The sequence below is a fragment of the Pseudomonas sp. XK-1 genome, from assembly GCF_038069885.1.
In the GTDB taxonomy this organism is placed as follows: domain Bacteria; phylum Pseudomonadota; class Gammaproteobacteria; order Pseudomonadales; family Pseudomonadaceae; genus Aquipseudomonas.
The window spans coordinates 32061-44221 of the sequence record NZ_JBBPES010000007.1 but is presented as its reverse complement, the minus strand read 5'-3'; the positions used below and the strand labels follow the sequence as shown (position 1 = coordinate 44221).

At 66.7% G+C, this 12161-nt stretch carries 5 protein-coding genes; 3 read left to right on the top strand and 2 right to left on the bottom strand.

All coding sequences use genetic code 11. The features are described 5' to 3' along the window. Window positions 1-35: 35 nt before the first annotated feature. Together WMW70_RS18030 and WMW70_RS18025 are read right to left on the bottom strand one after the other, a co-directional pair. Window positions 36-1682, bottom strand: coding sequence for a Na/Pi cotransporter family protein (locus WMW70_RS18030; RefSeq protein WP_341438841.1), 1647 nt, complete (start codon window positions 1680-1682; stop codon window positions 36-38). A gap of 142 nt (window positions 1683-1824) precedes the next feature. After that, a complete protein-coding gene (locus WMW70_RS18025; protein ID WP_341438840.1) occupies window positions 1825-2955 on the bottom strand; it encodes a PilT/PilU family type 4a pilus ATPase in 1131 nt (376 codons plus the stop codon). A gap of 172 nt (window positions 2956-3127) precedes the next feature. Here WMW70_RS18025 and recC point away from each other — a divergent pair, with 172 nt between their 5' ends. The 3 genes from recC (at window position 3128) to recD (ending at window position 12134) form a co-directional block, all read left to right on the top strand. Next, window positions 3128-6421: an exodeoxyribonuclease V subunit gamma gene (recC, locus tag WMW70_RS18020; protein WP_341438839.1), complete on the top strand. Its 3294-nt coding sequence runs from the start codon at window positions 3128-3130 to the stop codon at window positions 6419-6421. After that, window positions 6418-10095: a UvrD-helicase domain-containing protein gene (locus tag WMW70_RS18015; protein ID WP_341438838.1), complete on the top strand. Its 3678-nt coding sequence runs from the start codon at window positions 6418-6420 to the stop codon at window positions 10093-10095. The genes recC and WMW70_RS18015 overlap by 4 nt, the downstream gene beginning before the upstream one ends. Before the next feature lie 203 nt (window positions 10096-10298). Continuing rightward, window positions 10299-12134, top strand: a complete 1836-nt coding sequence (gene recD, locus WMW70_RS18010; protein ID WP_341438837.1) for an exodeoxyribonuclease V subunit alpha — start codon at window positions 10299-10301, stop codon at window positions 12132-12134. Window positions 12135-12161: the final 27 nt, after the last annotated feature.

The window sequence follows — 12161 nt, the reverse complement described above, 5'->3', positions numbered from 1 at the left end:
GGCGCATATGCAGTCGCGCCCGGCCCGCTCGGGCCTCACTCGCCCCCCGTCTCCTCGGCGTTCAGGGCTCCGCTTTCCCCGGCCTCGAGCACCACATAGGCGCTTGAGCAGAACATCGAGTTAAGCCGTTTCATATCGCCGATCAGGTCCAGGTGCAGGGAGCTGGTTTCGATGCTCTGCACCACCTGGCGGTGCAGGCGGCCGACATGGGCGTGGGCCAGGCGGCGTTCCTGGGCGCGGAAGCGGCGCTTCTCGCGCAGCAGCTGGCGGGCGCTTTCCTTGTCGCCGGAGAGAAACACCGTAAGCCCCAGGCGCAGGTTGGCCAGCAACTGCGCATGCAGGCTGTTGAGTTCCTCCAGGCCGCTGTCGGAGAAAGAGTGACGCTGGGCGGTCTTCTGGTCCTGCACCTTGCCGAGCATGCGTTCGATAATGTCGCCGGCCTGCTCCAGGTTCACCGCCAGCTCGATGATCTCGGCCCAGCGCCGGCTGTCGTGTTCGCTCAGGACCTCGCGCGGGACCTGGGCCAGGTACAGCTTGACCGCGCTGTACAGCGCATCGACATCATCGTCCAGGCGACGCAGTTCCTTGCTCAAGGCCGGCTGGTTGCCCTGCAGCACCTGCAGCAGATGGCTGAGCATGGTTTCCACCAGGTCGCCGATGCGCAGCGTCTCGCGCACCGCATTGGCCAGGGCCAGGCTCGGGGTGGTCAGGGCGGTGGGGTCGAGGTGCCGTGGGCGGGCCACGCCGCCGGTCTCGGCACGATCCGGCAGCAGCCAGTTGCAGAAGCGCGCCATCAGTTCCACCGTGGGCAGCATCAGCAGGCAGCGCAGGCTGTTGTAGAGCAGGTGAAAGCCGATCACCAGCCCCTCGGGCCGCCAGTTCAGACTGTCCATCCAGTTGGCCAGTGGGTCCAGGAACGGCATTACCAGGAGCAGGCCGATCAGCTTGTACAGCAGGCTGCCCAGGGCCACACGGCGGCCGGCCGGGCTTTGCAGGCTACTGGTGAGAAAGGCCAGCACGCCGCTGCCGATATTCGCGCCGATCACCAGACCGATGGCCACCGGCAGGCTGATCAAGCCGGCACCGGTGAGCGTTGCGGTGAGCAGTACCGCGGCCAGGCTGGAATAGGAAATCAGGGCGAACAGCGCGCCAACCAGGGCATCCAGCAGCAGGTCGCCTGTCAGTGAGGCGAACAGCACGCGGATGCCCTGCTCCTGGGTGATCGGCGTGGCGGCGGCGACGATCAGCTCCAGTGCCAGCAGCATCAGGCCCAGGCCGATGGCCACCCGGCCGAGCTGGCCGGCGCGGGTCTGCTTGCGCGAGAGGAAGAAGATCACCCCGAGGAAGATCAGCAGCGGGCTCAGCCAGCTCAGGTCGAAGGTCAGCACCCGGGCCATCAGTGCGGTGCCGACATCCGCGCCGAGCATGATCGCCAGGGCCGGAGCCAGCGCCATCAGGCCCTGGGCGACGAAGGAGGTGACCAGCAGGGCGGTGGCGTTGCTGCTCTGCACCAGGGCGGTGACGCCGATGCCGGCGGCAAAGGCCAGCGGCTGCTTGCTGACGTTATGGCTGAGCACCTTGCGCAGGTGCGAGCCATACACCCGCAGGATGCCGCTACGGACGATATGGGTGCCCCAGATCAGCAGGGCAACGGCAGACAGAAGATTAAGCAGGGTGAGCATAACGGCAGCCTCCCTGGCCCGGCGATTATTGGCTGCCGGCAACGGGTGACGTCACCGGCAATATTTCTGCGCCCTTGTATTGAGCTATAGCTGCTAATCGGCGAGCTGTCAGCGCGGTGTGCGCTGAAACGGCAGTGGCCTGCTAAAAATCGCGCATCACCTTGTGCTCGTTGTCTTCCGCGCTGAAGCCGCGTTCCAGTTTGACCTTGAGGCTCAGGTCGGTGCGCGAGTCGGCGAACTTGAGTGCCTCGCTCAGGCTGATCCGCCCACTTTCCAGCAGCCGGTAGAGGTGCTGGTCGAAGGTCTGCAGGCCCTGCTCCAGGGCACGACCGGTAGCCTCGCGCAGGTCGCTGAGCTGGTCGCGCTGGATCAGATCGCGGATATAGGGGGTGCCGAGCATCAGCTCGATGGCGGCCACGCGCTTCTGCTGCAGGCCCGGCACCAGGCGCTGGCCGATCACCGCCAGAAGGTTCTGCGCCAGGTCGGCCAGCACCTGCTTGCGTGCCTCGTCGGGGAAAAAGCGCACGATCCGCTCGATGGCGTGGCTGCTACTGGTGGCGTGCAGGGTGGCCAGGCACAGGTGGCCGGTTTCCGAGTAGTGCAGGGCGTGCTGCATGGTCGCCGCGTCGCGGATTTCGCCGAGCATGATCACGTCCGGGGCCTCGCGCAGCACATTGCGCAGGGCGTCGGCAAAGCTGTGAGTATCCAGGCCCACCTCGCGCTGGTCGATGATCGACTGCTGATGGCTGTGGAGGAACTCGATAGGGTCTTCGATGCAGACGATATGCCCGCCCTTGTGGCGATTGCGAAAATCCAGCATGGCCGCCAGGGTGGTGGATTTGCCCGAACCCGCTGCGCCCACCACCAGGATCAGGCCGCGGTCCTGCATGCTGAGTTTCTCCAGCAGCCGGGGCAGGCCCAGGGCCTCGAAATTGGGGATGCTGCTCTTGATCAGGCGTACCACCATGCTCACTTCGCCGCGCTGGTAGTAGAGGTTGACCCGAAAGCGCCCGGCGTTCTGCACGCTGACCGCCAGGTTCATCTCCAGGTCGCGCTCGAACTCCATGATCTGCTTCTGGTTCATCAGCTGATAGGCCAGCTGTTGCACCTCGCCCTGCTTGAGCACGCGCTGGTCCAGGGCCTGGCTGATGCCCTCAAGCTTCATATGCGCCGGTGCGCCGACACTGAAGAACAGGTCGGAGCCGCCACGCTCGTAAAGCTGCTGCAGATAAGGGAACACATCCACCGCGCCGACTTCCTCTGTATCGCTCATCACACCTCCTGCTGGTATGCACTGAATCCTAGCAGCAAGGGCCTGTTGCCGTTTCATTCGCGGCAACGCGGCTCGCGATGAAGCGGCAACAGACCCTAAGCGCGACACCGGCTGTCGCGCCACACTGCCAGACTGGTTAACCTAGCGCTTCGCAAAGGACGCCATGCTGACCATGCTCAATCTTTATCACGCTCCCGACCTGGAAACCCTCGGCGCACTGGCCACTCGCCTGCTCGCCACGCCGATGCGCGAGCCTTTTGCGCCGGCACTGGTGGTGGTGCCGAGCCAGGGCATGGGGCGCTGGCTGACCCTGGAGCTGGCGCGCAAGCAGGGCATCGCCATGCAGCTGGAGGTGCAGCTGCCGGCCAAGTTCGTCTGGGATATGTCGCGTCTGGCCCTGGGTCAGCTGCCGGAGCAATCGGCCTTCAGCCCCAGCAGCCTGAGCTGGCGGCTGTATGACTGGCTGTGCGAGCCGGCCAACCTGGCCGAGGCATCGCGCCTGGCACATTATCTGGAAGGCGGTGATGAGCGGCGAAGGCTGTCGCTTGCCGTGAAGATCGCCGACGTATTCGACCAATACCTGCTGTATCGCGACGACTGGCTGGCCGCCTGGGAGCGCAACGAGCTGCAGGACCTCGGCCCGGACGAAGCCTGGCAGGCGCTGCTCTGGCGCGAGCTGACCCGCGACGGCCACCCGCACCGCGCCCGCCTGCTGGAGGAGTTGCTGGCCCGTCTGCATCAGCCCGAGCCCATCGCCGGTTTGCCCGAGCGGGTAGTGGTATTCGGTATCAGCTCGCTGCCACCGCACCATATGCGCGTGCTCGAAGGCCTGGCGCGGCACACCGAAGTGATCATTTTCGCCCTTAATCCCTGCCGCGAGGCCTGGGGCGAGATTCGCGACATCCGTGAGTTGGCCAGGCAGCCGCAAAGCGCAGCGGATAATCAAGAGATAAGTCAGGATGACTGGTACCTGGATGTCGGCCATCCGTTATTGGCCAGTCTGGGCAAGCAGGGCCGCGACTTCTTCGACAGCCTGTTCAGCCTGGCCTCCAGCGAAGGCAGCCAGGAAATCGGCCTGTATTCCGAGGATGCCGACCTGCACGATGCCAGCCTGTTGCAGGCACTGCAGAACGATATCCTGCGCCTGCGCACCCGCTCGGCCGATGAGCGTCTGCTGCTGCGTGAGGACGACCGCTCGCTGGAGCTGCATATCGCCCACTCGCCGCTGCGCGAGGTGGAAATCCTGCATGACCAGCTGCTCGCGCGCTTTGCCGCCGACGGGCAGCTGACCCCGGATCAGGTGGTGGTGCTGACCCCGGATATCGAGCGTTATGCGCCCTATATCGAAGCGGTGTTTGCCCCCCGCGAGGGCGTACCGCGGATTCCCTTTAGCCTGGCCGATCGCAGCCTGCGCGCGGAAATTCCCCTGATCGAGGCCTTCCTCAATCTGCTGGCGCTGCCGGACAGCCGCTTCGCCGCCGAGGAAATTCTCGCCTGGCTGGAACAGCCGGCCATCGCCCGCCGCGCTGGTATCGAAGCCGAAGATCTGCCCCTGCTGCGCGACTGGCTGCGCGAAGCCGGGGTGCGCTGGGGCCGCGATGGCGCGCACCGCGAGCAGCTGGGCCTGCCGGCCGATGCCGCCTTTACCTGGCGGCAGGGCCTGGATCGCCTGCTGCTGGGCTTTGCCGCGCCGCCGCAGCTTGCTGGCCTGGACGCACCGCTGCTGGGGGCCAGCTGGCCGCTGGATGCTCTGGAAGGCGGTCGTGCGCAACTGCTCGGTCGCCTGGCCGGCTTTGTCGAACGCCTGGCCACCCTGGCGCTGAGCCTGCAACGGCCACGGCCTTTGCGCGAATGGGCCGAGAGCCTGCAAGTGTTGGTCGACCAGCTGTTCGACGAGCGCGAGGCCGGCGACACCCTGTTGCTGCTGTCCAAGGCCTGCGCCGCGCTCAAGGAGCAGGCCGATGCGTCCGGGGTCGAGCGGCCGATCGAACTGGCGCTGATTCGTCAGCAGCTGACCGCCGCTCTGGAGCAGGGCAGCGCCGCCTCGGGTTTCCTCACCGGTGCGGTGACCTTCTGCACCATGGTGCCGATGCGCAGCCTGCCGTTTCGTCTGGTCTGCCTGCTCGGCCTGGACGACGGCGCACTGCCACGGCGCACCCCGGCCGCCGGCTTCGACCTGATCGGCCAGAAACCCCGGCGCGGCGACCGCGCCCGCCGTCTGGACGACCGCTACCTGCTGCTGGAAACCCTGCTCTCGGCCCGTGGCGGCCTGTACCTCAGCTATGTCGGCCGCGACCCGCGCAGCAACGCCGAGCTGCCGCCCTCGGTGCTGGTCAGCGAGCTGCTGGATGTGGTCGATCTCACCGCCGCGTCCATTGCCGAGCAGCCGGCCAGCGCCCATATCACCCATCACCACCCGCTGCAGCCCTTTGCCCCCGGCAACTTCGCCGGCAACCGCCATGCCGGCTTTGCCGCGCCCTGGTTCCGCGCGGCGCAGCGTTTAAGCCAGGCGGTGCAAGCCCCCGCGCCCTTTGCCAGCGCTCTGGATGCGCCAGATGCGGGCGGGCCGGGCGGCGCTCCGCTCAGCATCGAGCCAAGCCAGCTGATCCACTGCTTCAAGCACCCGGCGCGCTACCTGCTGGAACAGCGTCTCGGCCTGCGCCTGGCGCAGAGCGAGGAAACCCTGGCCGGCGACGAGCCGTTCAGCGTCGAGTGGACCAGCCAGCATGGCCTGCGCCAGCTGGCGCTGCAGGCCATCGAGCAGGGCTGGAGCGAGCGCCAGGAGCGCGCCGTGGCCGCCGCCTCCGGCTGGCTGCCGGTGGGCGAGCTGGGTCAGGCGCACTGGGGGCAGATACGCGGGCCGATCCGCGCCTTCGCCCCGACCCTGTTCGACGAACGCCCGGAGGATGCGCCGCAACCACTGCTGGTGGACCTGGAACTGGCCGGCGTACGCATCCATGGCTGGCTGGATGGCGTGACCAGCGCCGGCCTGTTCGACTATCGCCTGCGTGATCTGGGCGCCTGGGAGCTTGCGCCGTTCTGGCTGCGTCATCTGCTGCTTAACTGCGCCGCCACGCCTGGTATCAATCGCGACAGCCGACTGCTCTCGCCGAAAAGCGAATGGCGACTGGGGCCGCTGGCGGATGCCCGAGGGCTGCTGTTGCCCTGGCTGGAGGCCTACAAAAGCGCGCTGTGCGAGCCGCTGCCGCTGTTCGCCAAATGCAGCCACGGGTTTGCCCGCAAATGGCGCAACCCCGGGCGCAAGGAACCGATTGACGCCGCCCGCAGCGAAGCGCGGCTGATGTGGCAAGGCAACGACCATATGACAGGCGAAGGCCAGGACCCCTGGAATGCCCTGGCTTTCCGCGACCGCGAGGCGCTGGATGAGCGTTTCGAGTCCCTCGCCGAGCAGCTCTACGGCCCGGCCCTGGATGCCCTGCACGGCAGTGAAGAGGACGAAGCATGAGCAGCGCCAGCCTTAACCTGCTGCAGGACAGCTTCAGCGGCCGCTCGCTGATCGAGGCCAGCGCCGGTACCGGCAAGACCTGGACCCTGACCGCGCTGTACGCCCGTCTGTTGCTGGAGAAGCGGCTCAGCGTCAGCCAGATTCTGGTGGTGACCTTTACCACCGCCGCCACCGCCGAGCTGCGCGAGCGCATTCGCAAGCGCCTGGCCGAGCTGCTGGCGGTGTACGACAACGGCCCGGGCGATGATCAGTTGCTGAATGATCTGCGTGCCCAGTATCCGGATGCGGCCAGCCATCGGCGTTTGCTGCTGGCGGTGCATGGCTTCGATGAGGCGGCGATCTTCACCATTCATGGTTTCTGTCAGCGTGCCCTGCAGGATGCCGCGTTCGAGGCCGGTGGTGATTTCGACAACGAGCTGACCCATGACGATCGCGAGATCATTGATGCCCTGCTCGCCGACCTCTGGCGGCATGAGCTGGCGGCGGCCGAGCCGGAATGGGCGGCGTTTCTGGTGCAGCAGAAGATCACCCCGCAGGTTCTGCGCCAGCGTTTGCGCAATCACCTGGGCAAGCCTTATCTGCGTATCGAGCCGCAACCCGGTGCCAGCAGCGAGATGAGCACCCTGCGCGCCGCCTGGCAGCAGGCGCGCGACAGTTGGCTGAGTGAAAGCGCCGCCTGGTTGGCGCAGCTCAAGGCCTTCGACGGCTTCAAGAGCAATATGTGCAACCCGGCCAAGCTGGGCGTCTGGCAGGCTGAGCTGGATGGTTATTTCAGCGATGCGGCGGCACTGTTCAGCAAGACCGAAGCGCATCGTCGCCTGGCCCGCGAAGGCCTGAACAAGGCCAGCAAAAAGGGCTGCGAAGCCCCGGCCAATCCCCTGGCTGCCGCGTTGCAGGAACTCTGCGATGCGCTGGATGCGGCGCAGCCCGAGGCCGAGCAACGCCTGATCGACCTGCAGGTACGCCTGATCGGCCAGCTCAACGAGCAACTGCCGGCACGCAAGGCGGCCCAGCGCCTGCTGGCCTTCGACGACTTGCTCAACAAATTGCAGCAGGCGTTGCAGGGTGAGGGCGGCGAACACCTGGCTGGTACCTTGCGTACGCAGTATCCGGTGGCGCTGATCGACGAGTTTCAGGACACCGATCCGGTGCAATACCGGGTGTTTCACCGTATCTATTCAAACCCTGGCGTAGCGAGCGACTTGCTGGCAAGGAAGGCTCCGAGCGAAGGGCGAGACAGTACTGGCTGTACGGCGAGCCCTGAGCGAGGAACTGACGCAGTCAGCGAGGCGCGCAGTAGCCAGGCTGGTGATCTGTGTTTTGTCGGCGACCCCAAGCAGGCCATCTATGCCTTCCGGGGCGCGGATCTGGCGACCTACCTCAAGGCGCGCAGCGAAGCGGCGCGGCAATACAGCCTGGCCACCAACCACCGCTCCACGCCCGAGCTGATCGCCGCGCTCAACCAGCTGTTCGACCGGCCCATGCCTTTCGCCGAGAAGGGCCTGGCCTATCAGCAGGTCGGGGCCAGTCACAAGGCGCGGGCGAAGTTGGTGCTGCCGGTGGTAGAGGGCGAGGTGGACGCGCCGCTGGCGCTGGTCTGGCTGGATAACGACCATCTGGGCAAGGGTGAAGCGGGCAGCCTGGTGGCGCGAGATACCGCGCGACGTATCGCTGCGGTGCTTAGCGCCAGCACTCAGGGCCAGGCTTATTTTGAAAAAGGAAGCGACGATCAGGGTGAGCAGACTCCGCTTAAGGGCGGCGATATTGCCGTATTGGTCGCCAGTCACCGTCAGGCCAGCGAGGTAGCTGCGGAACTGGCTGCCCGTGGCGTGCCCAGCGTGCGTCGTGGCAAGGAGAATGTCTGGCACAGTGAAGAGGCCGCCGAACTGTCTGCGGTGCTCGCTGCCTATGCCGAGCCCGGCCGCGAAGGCGCGTTGCGCTATGCCCTGGCCAGCCGCCTGCTGGGCCGCAGTGCCCAGGTGCTGGCGGCCTGCGCCGAGGATGCCCAGGCCTGGGACCGCGAGCGCGAAGACGCCGAGCGCTATCACCAACTCTGGCAGCAGCAGGGCTTTATGCGCGCCTTCCGCGCCTGGCTGGATGAGCAGCAGGTTGCCCCACGACTGCTGGCGCTGGTGGATGGCGAACGCCGGTTGACCAACCTGCTGCACCTGGCCGAGCTGCTGCAGACCGAGAGCCTGCAACGCCCCGGTCTGGAACAGTTGCTCGCCTGGTTCAACGCCCAGCGCAGCGCCGAGGCCCATGGCGAGGACGCCCTGTTGCGCCTGGAAAGCGATGCCGAGCGGGTGCAGATCGTCACCATCCACACCTCCAAGGGCCTGGAGTACCCGCTGGTGTTCTGCCCCTACCTGTGGGACGGCGCGCTGCTGCGCCAGAGCGAAGACATCAGCTGCCACGCCGACGACGGCACGCCGTTGCTGGACCTGGGCGGCGAGCAGATCGACACGCACCGCGAGCGCGCCCGCCATGAGCGTTTCGCCGAGAAACTGCGCCTGACCTACGTGGCCCTGACTCGCGCCCGTGATCGTCTGTGGCTGCACTGGGGACCGGTGGACTGCAAACCGAGAAAAGACGGCACCCTCGGCGACAGTGGCCTGCACAGCAGTGCCCTGGCCTGGCTGCTGCACGGCCGCGAGTTGCCCGGTGAGGATGCCCTGGCCGAGCTTGCCGGCCATCTGCAAAGCCTCAGTCCCCAAGGTTTACGTGCAGAAATCGAGCAGCTGATCGCCAGCAGTCAGGGCCAGATGGTTATCCAGCCCCTGCGTGAAACCGAGGCCAGCGCCGCCGGGGAGCAGCGCGCGCCGGCCCCGCAGCAACTCGCCAGCCTGCAGCGCAGCCTGCACAGCGCCTGGCGCATCGGCAGCTTCTCCGGGTTAGCCGCCGGCATGCATATGGAAGCGCCGGACCGCGACGGCCTGGTGCTGCCGGATGCCAGCGAGCCGGGCAGCGGCTTCTTCGCCTTTCCCCGTGGCGCGCGGGCCGGTACCTGCCTGCATGCCATCCTCGAAGACTGGGCCAGAGGCAAGGCCGCCCTGGCCGAACTGATCGAGCCGGGGCTGAGCGGCCATGGCATCAGCAGCGACTGGAGCGCCGTGGCGCTGAGCCAGTTGCAACAGGTGATCGACGCCGATCTGGATGGCAATGGCCTGTGCCTCGCCGGTCTTGAGCCAGCGCGGCGGCTGCCCGAACTGGGCTTTACCTTCCCCCTGGCCGGGCTGGATGTGCAGCGCCTGCGGGCGATTCTCTGCGACCCGGCCCATGGCCTGGCGGCACCGATGCGTGAGGCGGCGGCGCGGCTGGAATTCGACAGCCTCAAGGGTTTTCTCAAGGGCTTTATCGACCTGACCTTCGAGCATGACGGGCGCTGGTACATCGCCGACTACAAGTCCAACTGGCTCGGCCCGGACGCCAGCTACTACGGCGGCGAGCGCCTGCTGCAGGCCCTGGCCGCCGAGCATTACTACCTGCAATACCTGATCTATCTGGTGGCCCTGCGACGCTTCCTGCGTCAGCGTCTGGATGACTTCCACAATGACCAGCTGGGCGGTGCCTATTACCTGTTTCTACGCGGCATGCCGAGCGCCGGGGTGTATTTCTCGCGGCCCAGCGATGGGCTGTTGGATGCGCTGGATAACCTGTTTGAAGGAGAAGGCTGATGGCAGCTGTTGTAGGAGCGGGCCATGCCCGCGAAAATTTGGCGGCGCAAGCGCATCGCGGGCATGGCCCGCTCCTACGGGGGTATCGCTATGCTGCCTGATCTACCCCTCGGCCCGTTGGCGCGCGTGGTGTTCGTAGGGTGCGCCGTGCGCACCATGTCCTTCACCCTTGGTGCGCACGGCGCACCCTACAGGGGTACTGCATGAACTTTGCCGACTTGCCCTTCGGCCCCCTGGAACGCGCCCTGGTCGACAGCCTGCAACGCCTTGATCCGGCGGCCTCACCCGTGGTGCTGGTTTCGGCGGCGCTGCTCTGTATGGCCTTGGACAAGGGCGACGTGTGCCTGCCCTTGGCGCGCCTGGCCGGGCAGCGCCCCTGGCCCGAACACGACTTCCGTCTGCCGCCTCAGGGCGACTGGCAGGTGCAGCTGCAAGCCTCGCCCCTGGTGGGCGGCAACGGTGATTTCACCCCGCTGATTCTCGAACACGGCCGCCTCTATCTGGCGCGCTACCAGGCCTACGAACGCCAGTTGGCCGAACAGTTGCTGCAGCGCGCCGCCGATCTGCCGGTGGTGGATGAGGCGCAGTTGAGCGAAAGCCTGGGCCGGCTATTTTCCTTTAACCAGCAGCAACCGGACTGGCAGCGTCTGGCCGCCGCGCAAGCGGTGCGACGCAAGCTGGCGGTGATCTCCGGTGGCCCCGGCACCGGCAAAACCACCACCGTGGTGCGTCTGCTCGCCGCATTGCTCGAGCAGCCGGGGGCCGCCAACCTGGCCATCGGCCTGGCCGCGCCCACGGGCAAGGCGGCGGCGCGAATGGCCGAGGCAATCCGCAATGCCAAGGCCGCGCTGCCAGTCAGCGAGGCGATCAAGGCGGCGCTGCCGGATGAAGCGCGCACCCTGCACCGTCTGCTTGGCAGCCGTGGCGACAGCCCCCAGGTACGCCATAACGCCGCTAACCCGTTGGCGCTGGATGTGCTGGTGGTGGACGAAGCCTCAATGGTCGACCTGGCGCTGATGGCCAAACTGCTCGACGCCCTGCCGCCCAGCGCACGGCTGATCCTGCTCGGCGACAAGGATCAGCTGTGCGCCGTGGAAGCCGGCGCGGTATTCGCCGAACTCTGCGAGGGCCGTGGTTTCGATGCCCAGGCTGCCCGTGAGCTGCAGCGCATTACCGGTCAGCAGGTGCCAGTCAGCGAACCCAGCTCGCAACTCGGCGATGCCGTGGTGCTGCTGACTCACAGCCACCGCTTTGCCGGCGATAGCGGCATCGGCGAGCTGGCGCGGCGGATCAATGGCGGCGATGTCAGCGGCACGCTTAACCTGCTCAAGGAAGCGCGCAGCGACCTGGCCTGGATTGCCCAGCCAACGCCCAGCGATCTGCTGGAGCGTCTGGATCAGGGCTACGCCCCCTTTATCGATGCCGCAAAAAGCGCCGACCCGGCAGCCGCTTTTGCCGCCTTCAATGCCTTCCGCGCGCTTTGCGCCCAGCGTGAAGGCGTCTGGGGCGTGGCCGGTATCAACGAGGCGCTAGAGGCGCGGATCAAACGCCGCAGCCAGGTGCCCAGCCGCGAGCGCTGGTATGTCGGCCGGCCGGTGATGGTGCGGCAGAACGACTACGCCCTCGGCCTGTTCAACGGCGATATCGGCATCTGCCTCCACACTGAGTACGGCCTGCGGGTGTTCTTTGAAGGTGAAGACGGCTACCGCCCCTTCGCCCCGGCGCGTCTGCCCAGCCACGACAGCGCCTTTGCCATGACTGTGCATAAAAGCCAGGGTTCGGAGTTCAGCGAAGTGCTGCTGGTGCTGCCCGAACAACCCAGCCCGCTGCTCAGCCGCAGCCTGTTCTACACCGGCATCACCCGCGCCAAGCAGCTGGTGGAAATCTGGGCGCTGCCGCCACGTCTGGGCGAGGCGGTGGTGACCCGCGCCGAGCGGGCGGCGGGTTTGGCTGAGCGGCTACAGGCAAAGTCGGCGCAGCCGGAGGTGCGGGCCACGGCGGTTAAAGCCCCCCCGGCCAATCAACTCGATCTATTCTGATGGCTGCAGACGTGATCGACTGGCTAT

Excerpts from the sequence above, each read along its gene's own strand:
- WMW70_RS18030 (WP_341438841.1), bottom strand. The coding sequence starts at position 1,682 with ATGCTCACCCTGCTTAATCTTCTGTCTGCCGTTGCCCTGCTGATCTGG.
- WMW70_RS18025 (WP_341438840.1), bottom strand. The coding sequence starts at position 2,955 with ATGAGCGATACAGAGGAAGTCGGCGCGGTGGATGTGTTCCCTTATCTG.
- recC (WP_341438839.1), top strand. The coding sequence starts at position 3,128 with ATGCTCAATCTTTATCACGCTCCCGACCTGGAAACCCTCGGCGCACTG.
- WMW70_RS18015 (WP_341438838.1), top strand. The coding sequence starts at position 6,418 with ATGAGCAGCGCCAGCCTTAACCTGCTGCAGGACAGCTTCAGCGGCCGC.
- recD (WP_341438837.1), top strand. The coding sequence starts at position 10,299 with ATGAACTTTGCCGACTTGCCCTTCGGCCCCCTGGAACGCGCCCTGGTC.